23 protein-coding genes are annotated in these 24,703 nt (G+C 74.1%); 13 read left to right on the forward strand and 10 right to left on the reverse strand.

The genetic code is table 11. From position 1 onward, the window contains the following. Window positions 1-13 precede the first annotated feature (13 nt). Window positions 14-850 (reverse strand): DUF308 domain-containing protein, encoded by an 837-nt coding sequence (locus H1D33_RS02620; protein WP_181569575.1) that lies wholly within the window; start codon window positions 848-850, stop codon window positions 14-16. A gap of 151 nt (window positions 851-1,001) precedes the next feature. Here H1D33_RS02620 and H1D33_RS02625 point away from each other — a divergent pair, with 151 nt between their 5' ends. Beyond that, window positions 1,002-1,697 carry a lysophospholipid acyltransferase family protein gene (locus tag H1D33_RS02625; RefSeq protein ID WP_181569574.1) on the forward strand — a complete coding sequence of 232 codons (696 nt, stop codon included), beginning with the start codon at window positions 1,002-1,004 and terminating at the stop codon, window positions 1,695-1,697. Window positions 1,698-1,699: 2 nt separating this feature from the next. Here H1D33_RS02625 and H1D33_RS02630 read toward each other — a convergent pair whose 3' ends face one another. Next, window positions 1,700-5,164 (reverse strand): ATP-binding protein, encoded by a 3,465-nt coding sequence (locus H1D33_RS02630; protein WP_181572940.1) that lies wholly within the window; start codon window positions 5,162-5,164, stop codon window positions 1,700-1,702. A gap of 184 nt (window positions 5,165-5,348) precedes the next feature. Between H1D33_RS02630 and H1D33_RS02635 the strand changes: the two genes are divergently transcribed. Further along, entirely contained in the window at window positions 5,349-5,549 is a 201-nt protein-coding gene (locus H1D33_RS02635) for a hypothetical protein (protein ID WP_246411728.1), read from the forward strand. A 65-nt stretch (window positions 5,550-5,614) separates the two neighbouring features. On the opposite strand, the gene H1D33_RS02640 is transcribed toward H1D33_RS02635, so the two are convergent. Next, window positions 5,615-6,307 (reverse strand): Crp/Fnr family transcriptional regulator, encoded by a 693-nt coding sequence (locus H1D33_RS02640; protein WP_091059444.1) that lies wholly within the window; start codon window positions 6,305-6,307, stop codon window positions 5,615-5,617. 246 nt (window positions 6,308-6,553) lie between these two features. Between H1D33_RS02640 and H1D33_RS02645 the strand changes: the two genes are divergently transcribed. The 5 genes from H1D33_RS02645 to H1D33_RS02665 all read left to right on the forward strand — a co-directional run bounded on the left by H1D33_RS02645 (window position 6,554) and on the right by H1D33_RS02665 (window position 10,111). Next, window positions 6,554-7,051, forward strand: a complete 498-nt coding sequence (locus tag H1D33_RS02645; RefSeq protein WP_181569572.1) for a polyadenylate-specific 3'-exoribonuclease AS — start codon at window positions 6,554-6,556, stop codon at window positions 7,049-7,051. Window positions 7,052-7,118: 67 nt separating this feature from the next. Next, window positions 7,119-7,622, forward strand: a complete 504-nt coding sequence (locus tag H1D33_RS02650) for a pyridoxamine 5'-phosphate oxidase family protein (RefSeq protein WP_181569571.1) — start codon at window positions 7,119-7,121, stop codon at window positions 7,620-7,622. 179 nt (window positions 7,623-7,801) lie between these two features. After that, window positions 7,802-8,830, forward strand: coding sequence for a 6-phosphofructokinase (locus tag H1D33_RS02655; RefSeq protein WP_181572939.1), 1,029 nt, complete (start codon window positions 7,802-7,804; stop codon window positions 8,828-8,830). An 86-nt stretch (window positions 8,831-8,916) separates the two neighbouring features. Further along, window positions 8,917-9,726, forward strand: coding sequence for a pyrroline-5-carboxylate reductase (proC, locus tag H1D33_RS02660; protein WP_181569570.1), 810 nt, complete (start codon window positions 8,917-8,919; stop codon window positions 9,724-9,726). A gap of 34 nt (window positions 9,727-9,760) precedes the next feature. After that, window positions 9,761-10,111: a DUF2203 domain-containing protein gene (locus H1D33_RS02665; protein ID WP_181569569.1), complete on the forward strand. Its 351-nt coding sequence runs from the start codon at window positions 9,761-9,763 to the stop codon at window positions 10,109-10,111. A 40-nt stretch (window positions 10,112-10,151) separates the two neighbouring features. Here H1D33_RS02665 and H1D33_RS02670 read toward each other — a convergent pair whose 3' ends face one another. Further along, the gene (locus H1D33_RS02670) at window positions 10,152-10,835 is read right to left on the reverse strand and encodes an NADPH-dependent F420 reductase (protein WP_181569568.1); all 684 of its coding nucleotides are present in this window, start codon (window positions 10,833-10,835) and stop codon (window positions 10,152-10,154) included. 215 nt (window positions 10,836-11,050) lie between these two features. On the opposite strand from H1D33_RS02670, the gene H1D33_RS02675 reads away from it, so the two are divergent. Further along, on the forward strand, window positions 11,051-11,854 hold the full coding sequence (locus H1D33_RS02675; RefSeq protein ID WP_181569567.1) for an SGNH/GDSL hydrolase family protein: 804 nt from the start codon (window positions 11,051-11,053) through the stop codon (window positions 11,852-11,854). A 60-nt stretch (window positions 11,855-11,914) separates the two neighbouring features. Here the strand turns inward: H1D33_RS02675 and H1D33_RS02680 are convergent, their stop codons facing one another. After that, a complete protein-coding gene (locus tag H1D33_RS02680; RefSeq protein WP_181569566.1) occupies window positions 11,915-12,403 on the reverse strand; it encodes a glutathione peroxidase in 489 nt (162 codons plus the stop codon). A 143-nt stretch (window positions 12,404-12,546) separates the two neighbouring features. Here H1D33_RS02680 and H1D33_RS02685 point away from each other — a divergent pair, with 143 nt between their 5' ends. After that, window positions 12,547-14,187, forward strand: coding sequence for a glycosyl hydrolase family 18 protein (locus tag H1D33_RS02685; protein WP_181569565.1), 1,641 nt, complete (start codon window positions 12,547-12,549; stop codon window positions 14,185-14,187). 96 nt (window positions 14,188-14,283) lie between these two features. Here H1D33_RS02685 and H1D33_RS02690 read toward each other — a convergent pair whose 3' ends face one another. After that, window positions 14,284-15,258 carry an AraC-like ligand-binding domain-containing protein gene (locus H1D33_RS02690; RefSeq protein ID WP_181569564.1) on the reverse strand — a complete coding sequence of 325 codons (975 nt, stop codon included), beginning with the start codon at window positions 15,256-15,258 and terminating at the stop codon, window positions 14,284-14,286. A gap of 217 nt (window positions 15,259-15,475) precedes the next feature. On the opposite strand from H1D33_RS02690, the gene H1D33_RS02695 reads away from it, so the two are divergent. The 3 genes from H1D33_RS02695 (at window position 15,476) to H1D33_RS02705 (ending at window position 18,480) form a co-directional block, all read left to right on the forward strand. Next, the gene (locus tag H1D33_RS02695) at window positions 15,476-15,961 is read left to right on the forward strand and encodes a hypothetical protein (protein ID WP_181569563.1); all 486 of its coding nucleotides are present in this window, start codon (window positions 15,476-15,478) and stop codon (window positions 15,959-15,961) included. Between the two features lie 91 nt (window positions 15,962-16,052). After that, a complete protein-coding gene (locus H1D33_RS02700; RefSeq protein ID WP_181569562.1) occupies window positions 16,053-17,459 on the forward strand; it encodes a class II 3-deoxy-7-phosphoheptulonate synthase in 1,407 nt (468 codons plus the stop codon). Window position 17,460: 1 nt separating this feature from the next. Beyond that, entirely contained in the window at window positions 17,461-18,480 is a 1,020-nt protein-coding gene (locus H1D33_RS02705; protein ID WP_181572938.1) for a threonine aldolase family protein, read from the forward strand. 17 nt (window positions 18,481-18,497) lie between these two features. Here the strand turns inward: H1D33_RS02705 and H1D33_RS02710 are convergent, their stop codons facing one another. Together H1D33_RS02710 and pknB are read right to left on the reverse strand one after the other, a co-directional pair. Continuing rightward, complete coding sequence (locus H1D33_RS02710; RefSeq protein WP_181572937.1) at window positions 18,498-19,361, reverse strand: deoxyribonuclease IV; 864 nt, start codon at window positions 19,359-19,361, stop codon at window positions 18,498-18,500. A 118-nt stretch (window positions 19,362-19,479) separates the two neighbouring features. Beyond that, window positions 19,480-21,465 (reverse strand): Stk1 family PASTA domain-containing Ser/Thr kinase, encoded by a 1,986-nt coding sequence (gene pknB, locus H1D33_RS02715; protein ID WP_181569561.1) that lies wholly within the window; start codon window positions 21,463-21,465, stop codon window positions 19,480-19,482. A gap of 143 nt (window positions 21,466-21,608) precedes the next feature. Between pknB and H1D33_RS02720 the strand changes: the two genes are divergently transcribed. After that, entirely contained in the window at window positions 21,609-21,989 is a 381-nt protein-coding gene (locus tag H1D33_RS02720; RefSeq protein ID WP_181569560.1) for an Rv2175c family DNA-binding protein, read from the forward strand. Window positions 21,990-22,123: 134 nt separating this feature from the next. Here H1D33_RS02720 and H1D33_RS02725 read toward each other — a convergent pair whose 3' ends face one another. Together H1D33_RS02725 and H1D33_RS02730 are read right to left on the reverse strand one after the other, a co-directional pair. Continuing rightward, window positions 22,124-23,206: a polyprenyl synthetase family protein gene (locus tag H1D33_RS02725; protein ID WP_181569559.1), complete on the reverse strand. Its 1,083-nt coding sequence runs from the start codon at window positions 23,204-23,206 to the stop codon at window positions 22,124-22,126. After that, entirely contained in the window at window positions 23,203-24,621 is a 1,419-nt protein-coding gene (locus tag H1D33_RS02730; protein ID WP_181569558.1) for a helix-turn-helix domain-containing protein, read from the reverse strand. The genes H1D33_RS02725 and H1D33_RS02730 overlap by 4 nt, the downstream gene beginning before the upstream one ends. Window positions 24,622-24,703: the final 82 nt, after the last annotated feature.

The following is a 24,703-nucleotide window of genomic DNA, read 5'->3' on the forward strand; positions in this document are numbered from 1 at the left end:
GCCCGGTCGCCGCTCAGACGACCGCGCCGTCGTCCGGGTCGTGGTCGTCCCGATCGCCCGGCCGCAGCCGCCAGATGAGCATCACGAACCCGGCCAGGATGCCGGTGAAGCCGAGCAGCGTCACCACCGACGGGTCGACCAGCGACATCACCGTGGGGGAGAGGAACAGCAGGAAGCCGAGCACGATGCTGAGCACGCCGAGCACGGCGTACTTCGAGAAGCGCGGCAGCGGGGGCGGTGGGGGAGGGGTGTAGTGCTCCTCCTCCGCCGCGTCGTCCGGCAGGCCGGCGCCGAACGTGTCCAGGCCGTCCAGCAGGGACGGCTCGTCGTGCCGGTCGCGGCTGACCGAGATGCCGGAGATGTCCGCGGCGTAGGGCAGCCGGCGGACGTCGGTGGCGGTCGGTCCGGCCGGCTCCTCGGCGCGACCGGTGGCGCTGCCGCCCGGCCCGGCCGGGTCGTCGACGTCCTCGGCGGCGGGCCAGGGGCGGCTGCCGGCGGTCGGCGCGGTGTGGAACCCCGCCACGATCTTGGCCCACTCGGCCTCGATGTCCGGCTCGTCGGCGCGCGGCGGCTCGCCGCCCTCGTCGGCGAGCTGGGTGAGGTAGTCGCGGGCGGTGGTCAGGTGGAACCGGTCGACGTAGAGCCGGTCGACCGGGCGGGCCGGCACCGTGGTGGTGCGGGTCACCGGATTCAGGTCGGCGGAGGGCTGGAGGTAGGCGGCGATGCCGCCGGCGGCCAGCACGTCGAGCAGGTGCTCGCCGACGCGCGGATCGACGTCGCCCGCGACCGCGTACTCGGCCGCGTCGAGCCCGTTGTCCCGCCGCCCTCGGCGGGGCCCGCCCCCTGACACCGGACACCCCCTTCACCGCGGCCTGACGTCGTGCCCTGAATCCTGACACGTCGAGGCCCGGTTCCGGGAGTGCGTTGTGGCGCGGCGTACGTGGTTCGTACCCTCATCCCGGACGATCCCCCGCGTCACCACCCGATCCGGAAGGACCCCGGTGCTGTACTGGCTGCTGAAGTACATCATCCTCGGCCCGTTGCTGCGGCTGGTCTTCCGCCCGCAGGTCGAGGGGTTGGCGCACGTGCCGGCCACCGGCCCGGTGATCCTGGCCAGCAATCACCTCTCCTTCTCGGACTCGATCTTCACCCCGCTGATCGTCAAGCGAAAAGTCACCTTCATCGCGAAAGCCGAATACTTCACCGGTCGGGGCCTGAAGGGATGGCTGACCAAGCTGTTCTTCGTCGGCTCCGGCACCATCCCCGTCGACCGCTCCGGCGGGCGCGCCGCCCGGGCCGCGCTCGACACCCAGCTTCAGGTGCTGCGCGCCGGCGGGATCGCCGGCATCTACCCGGAGGGCACCCGCTCACCGGACGGCCGGCTCTACCGGGGTAAGACCGGGGTGGCCCGGCTCGCCCTGGAGAGCGGCGCCCCGGTGGTCCCGATGGCCATGCTCAACTCCGACGCCATCCAACCCACCGGGCAGATCATCCCCAACCTGGGCCGGGTCCGGATCCGCTTCGGCCCCCCGCTCGACTTCTCCCGCTACGCCGGCCTGGCCGGCGACCGGTTCGTCGAGCGGGCCGTGACCGACGAGATCATGTACGAGCTGATGGACCTCTCCGGCCGGGAGTACGTCGACACGTACGCCCAGAAGGCCAAGAACCCGCCGCCGCGCCAGCCCGTCCCCGCCTGAGGTCAGCCGGCCCCGGCGATCCGGAGCAGGCCGGTCGCGGCGTGCCGGTCCGCGAACGCGCGCACCCGGGCCAGCGTCACCGCCGCGGCCGGCGGGTCCGCCTCGACCAGCGGACCCACCGCCAGGGCGGAGGCGATGATCTGGTCGGTGACGTCGGTCATCCCGGCGTAGCCCTCGGCGGCGGCCGTGAACAGCCGGCCGGCCCGGGCCACGTCCCCGTCGCTCCGGGCCAGCGCCGCGTCCGCGGACCGGCCGGCCGACCGCGCCCAGCGGGTCACCCGCGGGGCGCGACCCAGCAGGTCGCGCACCAGCACCGCGGCGTCGCCGCCGAGCAGGCCGGCGACGTGACCGACCGCCGGCACCCACTCGGCGAACGGGATCATGCGGGTCCGCCGCCAGTCCTCGTCCAGCTCGGTGAGCAGCGCGAGCGCCTCCTCCCGGCGGCCCTGCACCGCGCGGCAGAGCGCGGCGTGCGCCACGGTGGACCGCAACACCCGGTGGAAGCCGCTGCGCCGGGCCGCGACGAGCGCCTGGTCCACCAGGTCGGGGTCGCCGCCGCCGGCCGGGTCGTCGCCCAGGGCGCGGATCCAGCCGGAGATCGCGACGATGTGCTGGTCCCACTCGTCGGTCGGGCGTCGGGTCGTCCCCTCGGCCAGCCGCAGCGCCGCCGTCCAGTCCCCGCTGTAGTAGGACCGGGTCCACTGGTCGCTGAAGCTCACCGTGAGGCCGTGCTCGCCGGCCAGGTCCAGGGACCGCTGCTCGTCGACCAGCCGGGCCGAGCCGGCCAGGTCGCCCTCCTCCTGCAACGCCCAGGCCAGGTTGTGCACCGCCCGGCGACGGCTGGTGAGCCGCTCCACCCGGCACTCCTCGGTGACCTCGGCCAGCTCGGCGTACGCCTCCTCCACGCCCGCCTGGTAGCGGGCCACCGCCAGGGTGATCCGGGCGTTGGCGCGCGCCTCGCGCAGCTCCAGCCGCTCGGCCAGCTCGGCGGCGGTGCCGGCGGCGGCGCAGGCCGGCTCGGTCTCCGCGTCGAGCATGTGCGCCCGGGCCAGCTCCAGCAGCGCGCCGACCTTGTCCTCGCTGTCCGGCAGCGCGGCGTGCAGCCGGATCGCCCGGTCCAGGCAGCGCAGCGTCTCCGACCGGTCGGCCCGGGCCCAGGCCGCGGTGGCCAGCAACCGCCACGCCTTCGCCGCGCCGGGCAGGTCGCCGGCGTCGGCCAGCCGCCCGGCGAGGCCGGTGAGCAGGGCCGCGCCGTCGCCGACCAGGAACCCGTCCTGGTCGCGGTAGAACGCCAGCTCGGCCTGGAACAGCTCCAGCGCCGGATCGGGACCGCACTCCACGCTGAGCGCGCGCTCGACGAGGGTCGTCGCGGTGTCCAGCGCGTGCAGCTCGTACGCCCGGCGGGCGGCCAGGTGCAGCGCGGCCCGGGTGGCGGCGGCGTGCGGGGCCTGGTCCAGCCCCACCGTGCGGGCGATCTCGTGCGCCGCCCACCGGTGGTTGGCCACCACCTCGGCCAGGTCGTGCTGCCGGCCGTCGGTGAGCTGCGCCAGCCAGTCGGCGGCGCGCTGGTGCCGGGCGACCCGCTCGGCGCGGGGCAGCCGCTGGTAGCAGACGTCCCGGACCAGCACGTGCCGGAACCGGTATTCCGGCTGGCCGGGCATGGTCGAGGTGGGCAGCTCGAAGACCATGTCGCGTCGCTGGAGCCGGTGCAGCGCCCGCTCCACCCACTCCGCCGGGCGGCCCAGGGCCAGCGCCACCGGCGCCGCCCAGAACTGCACGCCGACCACCGAGGCGGCCTGGAGCACCGCCCGGTCGGCCGGGTCCAGCAGGTCCAGCCGGTTCGCGATGACCGCCTGCACGGTGCGCGGCATCCCGGCGCCGCCGGCCGGGTCGAGGCGCACCGGGCCGGCGGAACGCTCGACCAGGCCGCCGTCGAGCAGCATCCGCGCGTACTCCTGGGCGTAGAGCGGGTTGCCGTCGGCGAACTCGATCAGCGGCGCGCGGGCGTCGGTGGGCAGCGTGGACTGGCCGAGCAGCAGCGAGTAGAGCGTGTCGATGTCGCCGTCGTGCATCGGCGGCACCGAGATCGACATCGCGCCGCTGATCGTGCCGGTCCAGGCCGGGTGCCGCTCGCGCAGCTCCGGCCGGGCGGTGGCGACCACCAGCAGCGGCACGTTGCGGGCCGCCGCGCCGAGCTGCTCGACGAAGGAGAGCATCGCCTCGTCCGCCCAGTGCATGTCCTCGAAGACGAGCACGGTCGGGCCGGTCGCGGCCAGCGCGAGCAGGAACCGCCGCCACGCCGCCTCGGTCTCGGCCGAGGTGAGACGTTCGCCGGAGACGCCGACCAGCGGGCCCAGCGACTCGGCCAGCCGGACCGCGTGCGGATCGGCCAGGCGGCCCAGCCGCTCGCGCAGGCGCTCACGGGTGACGGCCGGGTCGTCGGCGGCGGTCAGGCCGGCCCACCCCCGGACGATGTCGGCCAGCGCGGCGTAGGTGACGTTCTCGCCGAACGGCGGGCACTGACCGGTCAGCCAGGTGACCCGTGGGCCGGGCAGGCTCGCCGCGTGCCGGGCCAGCTCGCGCAGCAGCCGGCTCTTGCCCACCCCGGCCGGGCCGAAGACGGTCAGCAACTGGGAGGTGCGCTCGTTGACGGTGCGGTGCAGCGCGCTGACCAGCAGACCCCGCTCGTGGTCCCGGTCGACCATCGGGGTCAGCTCGGCGCCCTGCTCGTCGCGCCGCGGCCGGGCCCGCACGGCCAGCCAGATCCGGCTCACCGCCGACCGGCCGCGCAACGTCACCGGCGGCTGGTCGGCGTACTCCATCTCGCGCCGGGTGGCCGCCCAGGTGCTCTCGTCGACGACCACGCCGCCGACCGGGGCCAGCCCCTGCAACCGGCTCGCGGTGTTGACCACGTCGCCGGTGACGAAGGCCTGGCCGCCGTCGCGCGCCGCGGCCAGGTCGACCAGCGCCTCGCCGGTGGCGACGCCGACCCGGAAACCGAGCGGCGGGTGCGGCCCGGCCGGCTGCCGGGCCAGGCTCCGCTGCAGCTCCAAACCGGCGCGTACGCACCGCAGCGCGTCGTTGTCCGTGGCCACCGGCGCGCCGAACAACGCCATCACCGCGTCGCCGATGTACTTCTCCACCACGCCGCCGTACTGGTGCACCAGCCGGCGGACCGTGGCGAAGTAGACCTGTTGCAGGCTGCGGGCCTGCTCCGGGTCGGCCCGCTCGGCGTACGTGGTGAAGTCGACGATGTCGATGAAGAGCACGCTGACCTGGCGTCGGTCCTCCTGCACCGCGACCGCGTGGTCGCGCAACGGCTGCCCGCAGTTGGTGCAGAAGTTGGCCTCGGCGTCGTTGGCGTGACCGCAACCCGGGCAGGCCGCCGCGAGCGGCCGGCCGCACCCGCCGCAGAAGCGGTCGTCCGGTCCGGCGGTCCGGGAGCAGTGTCCACAGGTGAGGTCGATGTCCGGCTCCGTACGCGTGAGGTGCCCAGTGTCCCGCGCGCCCGGGCAGTCGGGTAACCGACGGGTCGGTGGGACGTCGCGGCTGTTCGGCCGGGTCTAGTCTCCCCTAGCAGGAAGTCCCGTCGACAGGGAGAGTGCCGTGCACGTCCGGCTTTCCGCCCCATGGACCGATCCACGAGGGACGGTGTGGGCCTCGGGCGACACGGTCGACGTGGACGCCGTCACACTCGCCGAACTGGAGGAACAAGGCATGGTGGAGCAGCCCACGAGCAGCGGGTCGTCGGAGACCACGACCACCACGACGACCACGCCGCCGAAGAAGACCGACCCGTCGAAGATCGGCCCCGGACCGAGCGCGCCGCCGGCCGACACCAAGGACAACTGACCCGACGACGTCGTACGCGACGGCGGGGCCCGGCGGAACGATCGCCGGGCCCCGCCGTCGTCGCGTCAGCGGTCGCTCATCCCGGCGCGGCGGCGCAGCGCGGCCACGTCGGTGACCACGATCCGGCGACCTTCGGTACGCAGCCAGCCGCGGCTGGCGAACGAGCCGATGGCCTGGTTGACGCTCTGCCGCGAGCCGCCGGCCATCTCGGCGAGCTGGCTCTGGTTGAGCTCGATGGTGATCATCGGGGCCTGGCTCTCGCCGGCCAGCCGGACCAGCGTCTTGGCCACCCGGCCGGGCAGGTCGAGGAAGACGTGGTCGGCGTTCTGCTCGGTGAGCCGGCGGATCAACTGGCCGAGCGAGCGCATCACCGCGTCCAGGATGCGCGGGTTGGAGTGCACCAGCTCCATGAAGGCGGGCCGGGACAGCGCCAGCGCGGCGCAGTCCTCGATCGCCTCGGCGGAGGCCGACCGGGTCGAGGCGTCCAGCAGGGAGACCTCGCCCAGCACGTCCGGAGGTCGGATCACCGACAGCACGGCCCGCTCGCCGGTGGGGGCGGTGCGGAACACCGCAACGGCGCCGCGGCGCAGCACGATCAGGGACTCGCCGGGGTCGTTCTCGACGAAGAGGAGCTGCCCCTTGCGGTAGGTGCGGGGCACGGCCGCGGCGATGACCCGCTGTCGCACCTCCGGCTCCAGCCCGGCGAACATCTCCACGCCGGTGAGCGCGTCACCTGGCTCCGGCAGGCGAGACTCCACGGCCAACCCCTCCCCGGTCAGAAGTCACCACTCGCACACCGGGTGAAGCTGTCAGTCCCGGCAAGAGGCAGCTCAACCGGTTCGGCGCCCGACGGCGGTACACATCAGATCATGACGTCCCGGTAGCGTGCTGTACACCCCCGGAGACACTTCCGTGACCATGGCCGACCGGCGGCCGGCGCCGTGCCGACCTCGGCCGACGCCCCGGCGGCGGCCCCGCGGGGCCGATGGGCGAGGATGGGGGCGATGGTCTACCGCTATTTCTACGACTGCGAATTCATCGAGGACGGCCGCACCGTCGACCTGGTGTCGATCGGCGTCGTCGACGAGTACGGCCGCGAGTTCTACGCGGTCTCCACCGAGTTCGACGACTCCCGGGCGGTGCCCTGGGTGCGGCGCAACGTGCTGGACAAGCTCCCCTCGCCGGCCGACCGGGCCTGGCGGTCGCGGGAGCGGATCCGCGACGACCTGCACGAGTTCCTGCTCGCCCCGGTGCGCGACCGGCCGGGGGAGCAGCTCGAACTCTGGGCCTGGTACGCGGCCTACGACCACGTGGTGCTGGCCCAGCTCTGGGGCGCCATGCCGGCGCTGCCCCGGGAGATCCCCCGGTTCACCAAGGAGCTGCGCCAGCTCTGGGACGACCGGGGCCGGCCCCGGCTGCCGGAGGCCGAGTCCGGCCGGCACGACGCGCTCGTCGACGCCCGGCACAACCTGGCCCGCTGGCGGACCATGACCACGCGCTGAGCGCGGCAGGTTTGACCCGTTCTGCCCGGGGCACCGGAGCGGCATCACGCCGATCCGAGGAGGGCCCATGAGCAACGAGCCGACCAGCGCAGCCGACGCCCGCCGCAAGGTCACCGAGCTGATCCGGGACGCCCGGATCTGCCTGCTCACCACCACCGCCGTCGACGGGCGTCTGGTCAGCCGGCCGATGGGCCTGCAGGAGGCGGACTTCGACGGCGACATGTGGTTCTTCGCGTACGCCGACTCCGCCAAGATCCGGCAGATCCGGGTCAACCCACAGGTCAACGTCGGTTTCTCCGACCAGAAGCACAACGCCTGGGTGTCGGTGGCCGGCACCGCCACCGAGGAGTGGGACGCCGAGCGCGCGAAGGAGCTGTGGAACCCACTGCTCAAGGCGTGGTTCCCGGACGGCCTCGACACGCCGGGGATCACCCTGATCAAGGTGCACGCCGGCTCGGCCGAGTACTGGGACTCGCCGGGCAGCACGGTGGTCAACCTGCTCGGCTTCGCCAAGGCGGCGGTGACCGGGAAGCCGCCCAAGGCGGGGGAGAACCAGGAGGTCGGCTACTGACCGGTAGCCGGCCCGGGGGACGGGACGGCCCGGGGCGCGATGCCGGCGCACTCCCGCGCCGACTACAGTGCGCAGTGACGGCCCGCCCCGGGCCGGCAACGGCGCCGATGGTCTGATCCGACACATATCCTGGGGCTTAATCCGGGCTTCACCTGATGCTTCAGGAGGATGAGCAGATCATGCGTATCGGCGTGCTCACCGGCGGCGGCGACTGCCCTGGTCTCAACGCGGTGATTCGGGCGGTGGTCCGCAAGGGCGTCGCCACCTACGGTCACGAGTTCGTGGGCTTCCGGGACGGCTGGAAGGGCCCGCTCGAGGGCCTGACCAAGCCGCTGGGCATCGCGGAGGTGCGGGGCATCCTGCCGCGCGGCGGCACCATCCTCGGCTCGTCCCGGACCAACCCGTTCAAGATCGAGAACGGCGTGCAGCGGATCAAGGAGAACCTGGCCGCGCAGGGCGTGGACGCCCTGGTCGCGATCGGCGGCGAGGACACCCTCGGCGTCGCCACCAAGCTCCACGAGCTGGGCGTCAACGTGGTCGGCGTGCCGAAGACGATCGACAACGACCTGGGCGCCACCGACTACACGTTCGGCTTCGACACCGCGGTCAACATCGCGATGGAGGCGATCGACCGGCTGCACACCACCGCCGAGAGCCACCACCGCACGCTGGTGGTCGAGGTGATGGGCCGGCACGCCGGCTGGATCGCCCTGCACGCCGGTCTCGCCGGCGGCGCCAACGTGATCCTGCTGCCCGAGCGGCAGTTCGACGTCGACCAGGTCGCCGGCTACGTCGAGAAGCGCTTCCAGCACCAGTACGCCCCGATCGTCGTGGTCGCCGAGGGCGCCCAGCCGCTGGACGGCCAGATGGTGCTGCACAACCAGGAGCTGGACTCGTTCGGTCACGTCCGACTCGGCGGCATCGGCCAGTGGCTCGCCGAGCAGTTGGAGGCGAAGACCGGCAAGGAGGCCCGCACCGTGGTGCTCGGGCACATCCAGCGCGGCGGCACCCCGACCGCGTTCGACCGGGTCCTCGCCACCCGCCTCGGCCTGCAGGCCATCGACGCGGTGCACGAGGGCGACTGGGGCAAGATGGTCGCGATGCAGAGCACGGACATCGTCCGCGTCCCGCTGGCCGACGCCACCGCCGAGCTGAAGACCGTGCCGCTGGAGCGGTACGCCGAGGCCGAGGTCTTCTTCGGCAGCTGAGGTGTAAGGAGGGGCCCCCGCTTAACGCTTCGTGCATAGCAGGGGCCCCCGCTTAACAGTCGTCGGAGTGGGGACGAGGAGGCGCGGTGGGCGGGCACACGGTCGCGGTGATCGGCGCGGGCAAGATCGGCGAGCTGATGCTCTCCGGGCTGCTGCGCTCCGGCTGGCCGGTGGAGCGACTGCTCGCCACCGCGCGCCGGCCGGCCCGCGCACAGGAGCTGACCGAGCGCTACGGCGTCCGGGTGGTGGACAACCCCACCGCGGTCACCGAGGCCGACGTGCTGGCCGTCTCGGTCAAGCCGCAGGACGCCGCCGCGCTGCTCGACGAGATCGGCCCGAAGATCCCCGCCGGCAAGCTGGTCATCTCGCTCTGCGCCGGCCTGCCGACCGCCTTCTTCAACCGCCGGCTGCCCGAGGGCACGCCGGTGGTGCGGGTGATGACCAACACCCCGGCCCTGGTCGACGAGGCGATGACCGCCATCTCGCCGGGCGCGCACGCCACCGGCGCGCACCTGGCGCTGGCCGAGGAGATGTTCTCCCCGCTCGGCTCGACCGTCCGGGTGCCCGAGTCGCAGCAGGACGCGGTCACCGCGCTCTCCGGCTCCGGCCCGGCCTACTTCTACCTGCTGGTCGAGGCCATGATCGACGCCGGCATCCTGCTCGGCCTGCCGCGCCAGGTGGCGCACGAGCTGATCGTGCAGACCGCGATCGGCTCGGCGGTGATGCTGCGCGACTCCGGCGAGCACCCGGTGAAGCTGCGCGAGGCGGTCACCTCGCCGGCCGGCACCACCATCTCCGCGATCCGCGAGCTGGAGAACCACGGCGTACGCGCGGCCATGCTGGCGGCGCTGGAGGCGGCGCGCGACCGCGCCCGCGAACTCGCCGCCCAGGTGTGAGGCCGCGCCCTCACGCGTGCCCCATACTGGCCCGGTGTTCACTCTCGCCCAGGCGCGACACCTGGTGGCCACCCTGCGGCCCCGCGTCGACGAGCTGATCAAACTGCGGGCCGACCTCGCCGAGCTGCGGGTCGACCTGGCCGACCACGGCGTCAGCGCGCTCGGCGGGCTCGCCGAGGTGAAGGCGCTGGAGGCCCGGCTGCACGCCGTGGTGGAGGAGTTCCACCAGCACGACATCGAGGTCAAGGGCATCGCCCCGGTGCTGCTCGACTTCCCGGGCGAGCGCGACGGCCGGGCGGTGCTCTGGTGCTGGCTGGAGGGCGACACCGACGTCCGCTGGTACCACCGGGTGGAGTGCGGCTTCGCCGGCCGCCGCCCGGTGTGAGCCCGGCGGCCGGTCGGGCCGGCCGCCGGGCGGGCGTGGGTCAGCCGTCGGCGTAGCGGCGGGCGGCGGCGAGGGCGGCACGCAACCGCTGCGCGTCGACCGGCGCGGGCCGCTCCCAGTCGCCGTCGGCGGCGTAGAGACCGGCGTACGCGGTGGTGTCGCGCTGGAACCGCCAGCCCTCGGCGAGCGGCCCGACGTCGAGCGTGTCGTATCCCAGCGAGTCGAGGAACGCGGTGACGGTGGCCTTGGCCGACTCGTCGTCGCCGGCGATCGGCAGGGCGGTCCGGTCGGCCGCGCCGGCCGGGCGGCCCAGCACCCGCAGGTGCGCGAAGTAGATGTTGTTGAGGGCCTTGACCACGCGTGACTCCGGCAGGTGCCGCTGGAGCAGTTCGCTGGTGGTGGTCGACTCGTCGTCCAGCTCGGCGAAGCGCCCGTCCCGGTCCGGGTAGTAGTTGTCGGTGTCGATCACGATCTTCCCGGCGAGCGGCGCGGCCGGCACCTCGCGGTAGGCCCGCAGCGGGATCGTGACGACCACCAGGTCGCCGGCGGTCGCCGCCTCCGCCGGGGTGGCCGCCCGGGCGTGGGGGCCCAGCTCGGTCACCAGGTCCTGGAGCGTCTCCGGGCCGCGTGAGTTGCTGAGCACCACGTCGTGGCCGGCGTCCACCGCGAGCCGGGCCACCGTGCCGCCGATGTTGCCGCTGCCGATCAGTCCCACAGTCGTCATGTCCGGTGCCAACCACGGTGGCGTGTCGCGGCATTCCCGACCGCGGCGGTAGGTTGGCCGCCTTGGCGAAAACCTTCATCCGGACGCCGGATCGTGGCATCGATTTGTATGGACAAGTCTCAATGGACGTGGACCGCGAATCGGTGATCTTCCGTGTTTGGCGATCTTATTGATATCAATCTCTCACCACCACTTCCCACCCCCAGGAGTGCGACGTGCGGAGATCCCGTCTTGCCACCCTCGCCCTGACCCTGGCCGCCTCGGTCGGGTTCACGCTGTCCCTGGCCGCCCCCGCCCAGGCGTCCCCGTCCGACCGTTACGTCGCGCTCGGCGACTCGTACGCCTCCGGCGTCGGCGCCGACAGCTACACCTCCGAGAGTGGCAACTGCCTGCGCAGCACGAACGCCTACCCGGCGCTCTACAACGCCAACATCCGGCCGGCCTCGTACCGCTCGGTCGCCTGCTCCGGCGCCACCACGGCGGACGTCATCAACGGCCAGCTCTCCGCGCTCTCCTCGACCACCACGCTGGTCAGCGTCACGATCGGCGGCAACGACGTCGGCTTCGCCAACATCATGAGCACCTGCGTGCTCCAGGGTGAGACGCAGTGCGTGGCGGCGGTGAACTCGGCCATGAACGTGGCCCGTACCCAGATGCCGAGTCGGCTCGCCAACGTCTACAACGGCATCCGCAGCCGCGCCCCCTCGGCTCGCGTCGTGGTGGTCGGCTACCCGGTCTTCTACCAGCTCGGCACCGTCTGCGTCGGGCTCACCGCGACCTCGCGGGCGAAGATCAACGAAGGCATCAACCTGCTCGACGACATCACCCGGACGGCCGCCACCTCCGCCGGCTTCACGTTCGCCGACGTCCGGTCCATCTTCGTCGGTCACCAGCTCTGCAGCTACGGCACCAAGTGGCTGCACGCGTTGAACGTGCTGAACCTGACCATCTCCTACCACCCGACCGCCGCGGGGCAGTCCGGCGGCTACTACCCGGTCTTCCGGTCGGCCGCCGGCTGACCGGCGCGCTCGACCCGCGAGCGGCATGCCTCGTTCGAGGCATGCCGCTCCGCCGTGCGCTCAGGCTGGCAGGACCTTCTCGACCGCGGCGCGCAGCGCGGGATCGTCCGGCGTCACCTGCGGGGCGAACCGGGCGGCCACCGAGCCGTCCGGCGCGACCAGGAACTTCTCGAAGTTCCAGCGCACGTCGCCGGTGTGCCCCTCGGCGTCCGGCGTGGACACCAACTCGGCGTAGAGCGGGTGCCGGTCCGGGCCGTTGACGTCGACCTTCTCGGTGAGCGGGAAGGTGACGCCGTAGTTGACCTGGCAGAACTCCTCGATCTCCGCGGCCTCGCCCGGCTCCTGGCCGGCGAACTGGTTGCACGGCACCCCGAGCACGGTCAGCCCGCGCTCGGCGTAGCTGTCGGCGAGCGCCTGCAGGCCCGCGTACTGCGGGGTGAGGCCGCAGCGGGAGGCCACGTTGACCACCAGCAGGGCACGGCCGCGGTAGCGGTCGAGGTCGGCCGGGCCGCCGGTGAGGGCGTCGATGGGTACGTCGAAAACGGTCATGCGACGAGGCTACGGGCCGCCCAGTGGCTCGCCCCGCGCCACCCGTGAAATCGACGCATCTACATCTTGACGAACTGATGACGGCGTGAGTAGCGTCTCAGCAATCAATTTGGAAAGTTTCCTAACTATTGGGGAGACGCCGTATGAAGAGATCGCTCCGCCGGGCCCTCTGGGCCACCGGCGCCGTGGTCGCGCTCGCGGTCGCCGCGGTGCCCATGACCACCGCGTCGGCCGCCGGCAACGTCACCGCCACGTTCACCAAGGTGCAGGACTGGGGGACCGGTCACGAGGGACGGGTCACCGTCACCAACGGCACCGGCGCGAGCGTGAACGGCTGGCGCATCGAGTTCGACCTGCCCTCCGGCACCTCGATCAGCAGCTCCTGGGACGCCGACGTGACCCGCAGCGGCGACCACTACGTGGCGGTCAACAAGAGCTGGGCCGGGTCGCTCGCCCCGGGGGCCAGCTTCAACTGGGGCTACAACGGCACCGGGGCCTACCGGGGCCCGCTGAACTGCACCGTCAACGGTGGCTCCTGCGCCGGCGGCGGCACCCCGCCGACCACCGCGCCGCCGACCACGACGCCGCCGACCACCACCCCGCCGACGACGGCGCCGCCCACCACGGCGCCGCCGACCACGCCGCCTCCCACCACCACGCCGCCGACCGGCGGCAAGAAGGTGGTCGGCTACTTCGCCGAGTGGGGCGTCTACGGCCGGAACTACCACGTCAAGAACATCCACACCAGCGGCTCGGCCGCGAAGCTGACCCACATCCTGTACGCCTTCGGCAACACCACCGGCGGGCGGTGCAGCATCGGTGACAGCTACGCCGACTACGACAAGGCGTACACCGCAGCGGACAGCGTCGACGGCGTCGCCGACACCTGGGACCAGCCGCTGCGCGGCAGCTTCAACCAGCTCCGCAAGCTGAAGAAGATGTACCCGAACCTCAAGGTGCTCTGGTCCTTCGGCGGCTGGACCTGGTCGGCCGGCTTCACCCAGGCCGCGCAGAACCCGGCCGCGTTCGCCGACTCCTGCTACTCGCTGGTCAAGGACCCGCGGTGGGCGGACGTCTTCGACGGCATCGACATCGACTGGGAGTACCCGAACGCCTGTGGTCTCCAGTGCGACGCCAGCGGCCCGAACGCGTTCAAGAACGTGGTCGGCGCGCTGCGGACCAAGTTCGGCTCCAGCTTCCTGGTCACCGCGGCGATCACCGCCGACGGCAGCAACGGCGGCAAGATCGACGCGACCGACTACGCCGGCGCGGCGACGAACCTCAACTGGCTGATGCCGATGACCTACGACTACTTCGGCGCGTTCAACGCACAGGGGCCGACCGCCCCGCACTCGCCGCTCTACTCCTACACCGGCATCCCGCAGCAGGGCTTCTGGTCCGACGCGGCGATCCAGAAACTGAAGTCCAAGGGCGTGCCGGCCAACAAGCTGCTGCTCGGCGTCGGCTTCTACGGCCGAGGCTGGACCGGCGTCACCCAGACCGCTCCCGGCGGCACCGCCACCGGCGCGGCGCCCGGCACCTACGAGGCCGGCATCGAGGACTACAAGGTCCTCAAGAACACCTGCCCGGCCACGGCCACGGTCGGCGGCACGGCGTACGCCAAGTGCGGCAGCAACTGGTGGAGCTACGACACCCCGGCCACCATCGGCGGGAAGATGAGCTACGCCAACACCCAGGGCCTCGGTGGCGCGTTCTTCTGGGAGCTCTCCGGAGACACCAGCAACGGTGAGCTGATCGGCGCCATCAAGGGCGGTCTCGGCTGAGCCGAGACCGACGCACCACCCCTCGGCCTGGCTGAGGGCCGACGCACCACCCACCCGGCGGGGAGGGGCCGCACCGGCCCCTCCCCGCCCGCGTGCTCATCCCCGGGCGGCCCGGTCCCGGTGCTCGCCCGGGGACAGCCCGTAGGCGGCCCGGAACGCGCGGCTGAAGTGCGCCGGGTGCGCGAACCCGCACCGCCGGCCGATCTGCGCCACGCCCAGCCGGCGCAGCCGCGGGTCGGCCAGGTCCCGGGCCGCCCGCTCCAGCCGGCCGGCGCGGATCAGGCCGCCGACCGTCGTACCGGTGCCCTCGAAGAGCCGGTGCAGCGACCGCAACGACAGGTGGTGCGCCACCGCGACGGCGGCCGGGGAGAGCGCCGGGTCGGTCAGGTGCTGCCGGACGAACGCGGTCACCCGGGCCCGGAGCACGGTGATCCGGGTGTCGACCGGCAGGTCCCGCGCGACGTCCAGCCGCCCGGCCAGGGTGCCGGCGATCAGGTCCACGGCGATCCGGTCGAGGTGCGGGGCGTCGGCCGCCGCGTACTGCTCCGGGTGCGCCGCGACCCGCCGCAGGAACGCGGCGAGCAGCGCGCCCATCCCGGTGCGGGCCGGGATGTCGGTGGCGCACAGCTCCGCCAGCCGGTGCGGGGCCAGCGGCAACGCCCGGTGCGGCAGCAGGACGGTCAACGTCTCCACCACGCCCGGCGTCGCGTCGTCCGGCCGCAGCCGGGAGCCGTGCGGTCGGACGGTGTCGACGAGGGCGAACGCGGACGGGTCCAGCGGTCCCTCCCGGCGCTGCTGGGTCATCACCCCGCGCCCGGACAGCGGCAGGGCGAGCTGGTACAACTCCGGGTCGGCACTGTCGATCAGGTGGGCCGGTCGGGTGAACTCCAGGGACGGGTAGCGCCAGACGCCGAGGCGGAGCGTGCCGAGATCGACCACGCGGGCCGAGGCGGTGAAGTCGCCCGCGTACGCGCTGCGGATCGTGGCGGTCGACGACTGCCGCGCGACGAGGTCCTGCCAGAAGTCGAACCGCTCGGCCGGTGGCAACCCGGCGGTGTCGACGGACGTCACGGTGAGGATGGTCGTCACCTCCGGTGCGGGCGCGGTCCGGTGCCGCCGCGCCGTCCGAGACTAGTGATCGTCGAGCCCGGTCGGGGTCGGCGGGCGTGCCGCCTGGCCGGGCGCGGCGATCGGGGCGAGGATGGAGGCCGGCGACCGGCGCGCGGTGCGGTGTGACAGACTCGCCGGTCGAGCACGTCACGACGCCCCGAGCCGATGGGAGGGACCGATGGGTCAGCAGCACCGGAGGGTGGCCACCGCCGCCGTCCTGCTCGCGCTCCTGCCGGCCGGCCTGGCCGGCTGCGGCTCGGGCGGCGACGGGGGGAGCGCCGCCGCGCCCACCGGTCGGGCACCCGCCGAGGAGGCCGCCGCCAAGAGCCGGGAGCGGGTGCAGGCGTACCTGGACGCGCTGGCCGCCCGCGACGCCGCCGCCGGCCGCAGCCAGCTCTGCGCGCCCATGCAGGCGACCTTCGACGCCGCCGCCACCGGCCCGAACGGCGACTTCGCCGACCACTTCACGGTGCCGCAGGCCACCATCACCGACGTCCGCACCGGACCGCGCGGCCAGGAGGTCAGCGCCTCGATCACGGTGGCCGCCGGGTCCCGCAAGGCCACCCGGTCGCTGCTGTTCACGGTCACCCGCACCGGCGCGGACTGGTGCATCGCCGGTGAGGCGCCGGCCGGCAACTCCGCCCAGCCGGCCGTCACGCCCTGACCCCGGCCCGGCTGTGGCGCCGGTCTCCCACGCACCGGAACCCTGCCCCTCGGGGTCGAGCGGACCGGGCGGTCGCCGTACGCTTTCCTGCATGCGCCATGAGTGGCATCAGCTGAGTTACCCCGCCGTGGGCAGCCCGGGTCTGCAGACCAGTCGCCCGACCGCCGACTCCGCCGAGGACGCGGCCCTCGGCCTCGACCACTGGCGGGAGCTGCCACGTGCGCAGACCCCGCCCTGGAACGATCCGACGCAGGTCACCGAGGTCTGCCGGGTGCTGGACACGGTCCCGTCGGTGGTCGCACCCTACGAGGTCGACCAGTTGCGGCGGCGGCTGGCCCTGGTCTGCGAGGGCAAGGCGTTCCTGCTCCAGGGCGGTGACTGCGCGGAGACCTTCGTCGACAACACCGAGAGCCACCTGCTGGCCAACGCCCGCACCCTGCTCCAGATGGCGATCGTGCTCACCTACGGCGCGTCGCTGCCGGTGGTCAAGGTGGCCCGGGTCGCCGGCCAGTACACCAAGCCCCGGTCCCTGCCCACCGACGCCCGCGGCCTGCCGGCCTACCGCGGCGACATGATCAACTCGTTGGAGGCCACGCCGGAGGCGCGGGTCGCCGACCCGCAGCGCATGATCCGGGCGTACGCCAACTCGGCCGCCGCGATGAACATGCTCCGGGCCTACCTGGCCGGCGGGCTGGCCGACCTGCACGCGGTGCACGACTGGAACAAGGACTTCGTCCGGCAGTCCCCGGCCGGGGAGCGCTACGAGGCGATCGCCCGGGAGATCGACCGGGCCATCGCCTTCATCCGGGCCTGCGGGATGACCGAGGAGGAGGCGCTGCGCACGGTCACCCTCTACTGCTCGCACGAGGCGCTGGCGCTGGAGTACGACCGGGCGCTCACCCGCATCTCGGACAGCCGGGCCTACGGGCTGTCCGGCCACTTCCTCTGGATCGGCGAGCGGACCCGGCAGATCGACGGCGCGCACATCGACTTCATCTCCCGGATCGCCAACCCGATCGGTGTCAAGCTCGGCCCCACCACCACGCCGGACGAGGCGATCGAGCTGTGCGAGAAGCTCAACCCGGAGAACGTCCCCGGCCGGCTCACGCTGATCAGCCGGATGGGCAACCACCGGGTGCGGGACGCGCTCCCGCCGATCGTCGCCAAGGTCACCGCCGCCGGCGCCAAGGTGGTCTGGCAGTGCGACCCGATGCACGGCAACACCCACGAGTCCTCCAACGGCTACAAGACCCGGCACTTCGACCGGATCGTCGACGAGGTGCTCGGCTACTTCGAGGTGCACCGTGGCCTGGAGACCCATCCGGGCGGCCTGCACGTCGAGCTGACCGGCGAGGACGTCACCGAGTGCCTCGGCGGCGCCCAGGGCATCGAGGACCTCGACCTGCCCGACCGGTACGAGACCGCCTGCGACCCGCGACTGAACACCCAGCAGTCGCTGGAGCTGGCCTTTCTGGTTGCGGAGATGCTGCGTGGATAGTGTGATCGACCTTCGGACCGACACCGTGACCCGGCCGACGCCGGCGATGCGGGAGGCCATGGCCGCCGCCGAGGTGGGCGACGACGTCTACGGCGAGGACCCGACCGTGGCGGCGCTCGAGGCCGAGGTGGCGGCCCGGTTCGGGCACGAGGCGGCGCTGTTCGCCCCGAGTGGCTCGATGGCCAACCAGCTCGCCCTGCAACTGCTCGTCCCGCCCGGCGACGAACTGCTCTGCGACGCCGACGCGCACGTGGTCACCTACGAGGTGGGCGCCGCGGCCGCGTACTCCGGGATCTCGTCGCGGACCTGGCCGGCGGTGGGCGCGGCGCTCGACCCCGACGTGGTCGTCGGGATGATCCGGCCGGACGGCTACTTCGCGGTGCCCACCCGGGCCATCGCCGTGGAGCAGACCCACAACCGGGGCGGTGGTGGGGTGGTCCCGCTGTCGACGCTGCGCCGGCTGCGTGCGGTCGCCGACGAGCACGGGCTCGCGCTGCACTGCGACGGCGCCCGGATCTGGCACGCGCACGTCGCCGACGGGGTGCCGCTGGCGGAGTACGGCGCGCTGTTCGACACGCTCTCCGTCTGCCTCTCCAAGGGGCTCGGCGCGCCGGTCGGCTCGCTGGTGGTGGGCAGCGCCGAGAAGATCGCCCGGGCCCGGTTCCTGCGTAAGCGGATGGGCGGCGGCATGCGGCAGGTCGGCATCCTCGCCGCCGCCGGCCGGTACGCGCTGGCGCACCACGTCGAGCGGCTCGCCGACGACCACGCCAAGGCGGCCCGGTTGGCCGAGGCGGTCGCCCCGCACGGGGTGCTCGCGAGCGAGGTGCGGACCAACATCGTGCCGCTGGACCTGACCAAGCACCCGCGCGACGCGCACGCGGTCGCCGCCGCCGCCCGGGCGGAGGGCCTGCTGATCTCGGTGCTCGGCCCGCGTACCGCCCGGCTGGTCACCCACCTGGACGTCACCGACGCCCAGGTGGACCGTGCCGCGGAGATCCTGGGCACCGCGCTGCGCGCCTGACCCGCCCCGGCGGCGGGTCAGGGGTGGAGGCGCCTGAGGGTGGCGATGTCGGCGGCGTGGCCGACGTGCTTCTCGCTCGGCGTCTCCACCAGCACCGGCACCCCGGCGGTCGCCGGGTGGCGCATCAGCTCGGCGAACGCCGGCTCACCGATGCTGCCCTTGCCGATGTTCTCGTGCCGGTCCCGGGTGGAGCCGCACAGGTCCTTCGAGTCGTTGGCGTGCACCAGCCGCAGCCGGTCGACGCCCACGGTGGCGACCAGCGTGTCCAGCGTGGCGGTCATGCCACCCTCGACGGCCAGGTCGTGCCCGGCGGCCCAGGCGTGGCAGGTGTCGAAGCAGACGCCCAGCATCGGGTGCCGGTCGACCGCGTCCAGGTAGGGGCCGAGGTGCTCGACGCGGGAGGCCAGCGACCGGCCACCCCCGGCGCTCGGCTCGACCAGCAGCATCGGCCCGCCGGCCGCCGCCGTCTCGTCCAGCAGCGGCAGCAGGGACTCCCGTACCTGCCGCAGCGCCGCCTCCGCGTGTCCGGCGTCGACCGAGCTGCCGGCGTGGAACACCACGCCCTCGGCGCCGATGGCCCGACCCCGGCGCAGCGCGTGGGCGATCGTCTCCGCCGACCGGGTGACCGTGGCCGGGGTGGGGGAGCCGAGGTTGACCAGCAGCGAGGCGTGGACGAAGACGGGCAGGCCCCGCTCGGCGCAGCCGTCGCGGAACAGCGCGTCCTGCGCCGGGTCACCGGCCGGCAGCGCCCAGCCGCGGGAGTTGGAGACGTAGACCTGCACCACCTCGGACGCGGCCGCCTCGGCGTACGGCAGCGCCGCCCGGGCCAGCCCACCGGAGGTGGGGGTGTGCGAGCCGACCCGCCGGCGGTCGCCGGCCACCGGCGCCCGCCTCACGGGGTCACCGCTGTTCGCGAGTGCCGGGCTCGCCGCCGGCTCGCTCACAGGGCCGTCTTCGTTCGCGACTGCGGGGCTCGCAGGACCGGCTCACTCCTCGCGCTCACAGGCAGGTCACCGTGACCGTGGTGCCCGGCGGGACCGGGGTGTTCTCGGCCGGGTTCTGCAGCCGGGCGATGCCGTTCGGGTTGAGCTGGACGTTGACCGGGAAACCCTGGCTCTCCAGCGTCTGCTTGGCCTGCTGACAGGGCATGTCGATCACCCGGGGGACGGCCACCTGGGGCGGGCCCTTGCTGATCTCCAGCTTGACCTTGGCGCCCTTCTCCACGCCGGTGCCGTCGGCCGGGCTCTGGCCGAGGATCTCGTCCTTCGGCTTGTCGGAGTCCTTCGGGGTCTCCTCCGGCGTCAGCCCGAGCTTCGCGAGGATGCCGCGCGCCTCGTTGATGTTCTTGCCGACCAGGTTGGGCACGGTGACCGGGGCCCGGCCCTTGCTGAGGATCAGGGTCACCTTCGACCCGGGCTTGACCACCGTGCCCACCTTCGGGTCGGTGGCCAGCACCACGCCGGCCGGCAGCGCGTCGTCGTAGCGCGAGGCGCCCTTGGCGGGCACCAGCTTGGCGCCGCTCAACTCGGTCTGCGCGAGGTCGTAGTCCTTGCCGACCACGTCGGGCACCGGCAGCCGCTCCGGCCCGAGCGACAGCGTCAGGGTGATGGTGCCGCCCTTGACGATCCGGGCGGCCGACCCGGGCGCCTGCCCGAGGACCGTGTCCTTCGGGACCTTCTCGTCGTAGCGGGGGTCGGCGTAGCGCAGCGTGAAGCCGCCGCGCTGGGCCTGCGCCTCCGCCTCGGCCTTGGTCATGCTGACCAGTTGCGGCGCGACCGTGTAGCGGCCCACCCCGAACCACCAGCCGCCGATCGCCGCGACCAGGCCGAGCACCACGACCGCCGCGGCGACGGCCAGCCGGCCGCGCGGCGAGCCCATCACCCGGGTACGCAGGGCGGCCAGCCGGGCGCCCAGCCCCTCCGGCTCCTCGGCCCGGCGCCGGTGCGGGCGCTGCCCGCCGCCGCCCTCGGGCAGCCGGGCCCACGCCGGCCGCTCGGCCGGACGGACCGCGGCCACCACCTGGGTCGGCTGGCTCAGCACCGCCGTGTCGTCGCTGATCTGGCGCAGCACGGCGGTGTGCGCGTGCGGGTCGCCCAACTCATCGCGGACCGCCTGGACCTGGGTCAGCATCGCGCCGGCGTCGGCCGGTCGGGCGGCCGGATCGCGGCGGGTGGCGCGCGCGACGAGCGCGTCGAGGACCGGCGGCAACGCCGGGACCAGGGTCGACGGCGCCGGCACGTCGCGGTCGACGTGCTGCCAGGCGACCTCGACCGGGCGGTCGCCGTCGTAGGGCACCCGGCCGGTGAGCATCTCGAACAGCACGATGCCGGCGGAGTAGACGTCGGTGCGCGGGTCCGCGTGCCCCTGGGTGACCAGCTCCGGCGCGACGTAGGCCACGGTCGCCATGAGCTGGTTGCCGTTCTCCTCCTCGGCGCTGGCCTCGACGGCCCGGGCCAGGCCGAAGTCGGCCACCTTGACCACGCTGTCGACCAGGTTGCCGCTGCCGCCGGCGGGCGCCTCGGCGACCAGCACGTTCTCCGGCTTGACGTCGCGGTGCACGAGCCCGGCCCGGTGCGCGGCGGCGATCGCGGCGAGCATCTGCTCGGTGATCGCCAGCGCCTCGTCCGGGTCGAGCCGGCGCCGCTCGGCGAGCACGTCGCGCAGCGTGCGGCCGCGCACGTACTCCATCACGAGGTAGGGCAGGCCGGCGTGGATGCCCTGGTCGTAGACCGCGACCACGTTCGGGTGGGTGAGCCGGGCGATGGTCTTCGCCTCGTCGGTGAAGCGCTCGACGAAGCCGGCCATCCGGGCCCGAGCCTGCGGCGCCTGGGTCGGGTGAATGATCTTGACCGCCACGGTGCGCTCCAGGCGCTCGTCGGTGGCGGTGTACACGGTCGCCATGCCGCCACGGGCCACGCGACCGCGAATGCGGTAGCGCCCGTCGAGCAGCGAGCCCAGCAACGTGTCGGCGACCTGTGTGTCCATCGGCAGGCAGTCTATGTGTCGGGACGGTGAAGGATGAACAGGATGCTACCGCCGAGGTCCGACGAGGGGGGACCGGCACGCGCGCCGAACGGTTCCAGGGGTGCCGTGCACCCCGATCCGGGGCCACGTGGCAGGGTGGTCGGGTGACCGATTCCGTACCCGCCGAGACCGGTGCCGACCTGCCCGGACCGACCGACCCGGCCGGTTGGCTGACCCTGCCGGACGTGGCCGAGCGCCTCGAGCTGTCGATCAGCAAGGTGCACCAGATGATCCGGGACCGGGAGCTGCTCGCGGTGCGCCGCGACGGCGTCCGCCGGATCCCGGCCGAGCTGGTGGCCAACCACACCGTGCTCAAGCACCTACCCGGCGTGCTCAACCTGCTCGCCGACGCCGGCTACGACGACGAGGAGGCGCTGCGCTGGCTCTACCGGGAGGACCCGAGCCTCCCCGGCACCCCGGCCGCCGCGCTCTCCGGTGACCTGGCCCGCGAGGTCAAGCGCCGAGCCCAGGCCGTAGCCTTCTGACCCCGGCGCCCCGGGCACCCACGCGGTCGATCATGAGGTTGGCGGTGGATTCGATCTCCGATCCGGCCGTCAACTTCATGATCGACCGGGTCGGAGCCTGGGGTGGGGGCGGGGTGGGGTGGGGTGGGGAGGGGTCAGTCGGCGCGGCGGGTGGCGGCGATGGCCAGGTCGACCAGGGCCTGCCGCGCCTCGGTGTCCAGGTCGACGGCGGTCAGCGCGGCCAGCGCGCCCTCGGTGAGCGCGGTGATCCGGCGCTCGGTGCGCGCCAGCGCGCCGCTGGTGGTGATCAGCTCGCGCAGCCGGGTCACCCCGGCGGCGTCCAGGTCCGGTGCGCCGAGCCCGCCCAGCAGCAGCTCCCGGCCGGCCGGGTCGAGCGTCTCCAGGGCCGCCGCCACCAGATAGGTCCGCTTGCCCTCGCGCAGGTCGTCGCCGGCCGGCTTGCCGGTGCGCTCCGGATCGCCGAACACCCCGAGCACGTCGTCCCGCAGTTGGAACGCCTCGCCCAGCGGCAGCCCGTACGCCGAGTAGGCCGCGTGCACCTCGGCCGGCGCACCGGCCAGCGCGGCGCCCAGCAGCAACGGACGCTCGACGGTGTACTTCGCCGACTTGTAACGGGCCACCTTGCCGGCCCGGTCCAGCGAGGTGTCGCCGGTGGCCTGGGTCAGCACGTCCAGGTACTGCCCGACGGTCACCTCGGTGCGCATCTCGTCGAAGACCGGCCGGGCCCGCGCCACCGTCGCCGGCGCCAACCCGGCGGAGTGCAGCAGCTCGTCGGACCAGACCAGGCACAGGTCGCCCAGCAGGATCGCCGACGCGTCACCGAACGCGTCGGCGTCACCGCCCCAGCCGGCCGCGCGGTGCCGGGCGGCGAACCGCCGGTGCACCGCCGGCTCACCCCGCCGGGTGTCCGAACGGTCCATCAGGTCGTCGTGGATCAGGGCGCTGGCCTGCACGAACTCCAACGCGGCCAGGGTGGCGACGACCTGGTCGGAGTCGATCCCGCCGGCGCCTCGGTAACCCCAGTAGCCGAAGGCCGGGCGCAACCGCTTCCCGCCGCCCAGCACGAACGCCTCGATCGCCTCGGCGACCGGCAGCAGGCCGTCGTCGACGGCGGCCAACCAGGCGCGCTGGCCGGCGAGGAACTCGGTGAGCGCCTTGTCGATCCGCTGGCGCAGGCCGGCGCGGTCGACGGGGGAGACGGGAGCAGCGTGGGTCACGCCCCGACGCTAGTCGGTCCCCGCCGGACACGCCCCGTCGCCGCCCCGGCGCGCCGCCCGGACGCGCCGCGCCCCGTCGGGTCGGGCCCGTCCCGGGCGGGGACCGGCAGGTAGGGGCGGGCGGCCGCGAGCAGCTCCGGAAAGCGCCTGCCGTCCGGCCGGTCGGCCAGCCCGCGGCGGAACCCGGTGAGCTGGCCGACCGCCCGCGGCGAACCGGACCGGACCGCGTCGAGCAGCGCCGCGCCGGCCACCGTGCACGCCTCGGGCACCGCGTCGAGCCGCAGGTGCGCGCGGGCGAGCCAGGCCCCGTAGACGGCCGCCCGGCGGGGCCGGCCCCGGCTGCCGGCCACCACCGGCGCCAGCAGCGCGACCGCGGCCGCCGGGCGGCCCACCGCGACCAGCGTGCGCCCGGTCATCGCCGCCAGTTCGGCCTCGTCGAGCCAGTAGAGCCAGGGCGGCTCCCGGCCCGGATCAGGCGTGCCGGCCCGGTCCGCTCCGGCGAGCGCCTGCCCGGCGGCGCGGCGCCGCCCGGCCAGCGCCGCGGCGAGCGCGACCCGGTGCAGCAGCAGCGCCCGCAGCCCGGCGGAGGCGCCGGCACGGCCGGCGGCGTACCCGATCCGGGCCAGCGTGAGCGCGCCGGCCGGGTCGCCGGCGCCGGCCAGCAGGTGGCTCGCCGACCCGAGCACGTGCCCGGCCAACGGCCGGTCCCCGGCGGCCAGCGCGGCCCGCAGCGCCAGCCGGTAGGCGACCAGGCCGCCGGTGAGATCGCCCGCGTCGGCGGCCAACCACCCGGCCAACTGGGCCGACTCGGCCAGCTCCGGCAGCAGCCGGCGGCGGCCGGCGGGCCCGGCGAGACGGTGACCGCGGACCACGCGCCGCAGCCGCCGCGCGCCGTACCCGGTGAGATCGCCCCCGCCGAGCAGGTCGTCCCACCGCCGCAGCACGGCCAGCCCGCCCTCGCCGGGCGGGTCGGCCGGCCCGGCGGGAGCGGGCTGGCCGGCGCGGCCGGACCGCGCAGCCGGCGGTGGCAGGCCGTCGGCCAGCGGCCCGGCCAGCGCGCCCCCGGTCGGGTCGGCCGCCCAGCGGTGCGCGAGGGTCAGCAGGGCCAGGCGGGCGCGGGATCCGGCGGCGTCGACCCGCGCGGGCGTCGCGCCGAGGCGGCGGCTGCGCGCGCCGGCCTCGGCGAGCAGCTCACCCGGCACCCCGAGCACGGTGGCGAGCCAGGCGGACCAGAAGTCGCCGGGGAGCCGGAGCTGGCGCTCCCAGCGGGAGACCTCGTGCCGGGTGAGCGTGGGCACGCCGGACGCGGCGCAGAGCTCGGCCGCGAGCCGCTGCTGGCTCCAGCCGCGGGCGGCCCGCAGCTCGGCCAGGAGCGGCCCCAGCAGGCGGGGACCGGACGGCGAGGACGGGATCATCGGGGACCTCCGGGGCGACGGCGCGGGGTGGCGACGCGGACACCCGGTGCGTGCCGCACCGGCGCGTCGCCGTCGTGGCGAC

The organism is Micromonospora ferruginea, assembly GCF_013694245.2.
Classification (GTDB): Bacteria; Actinomycetota; Actinomycetes; order Mycobacteriales; family Micromonosporaceae; genus Micromonospora; species Micromonospora robiginosa.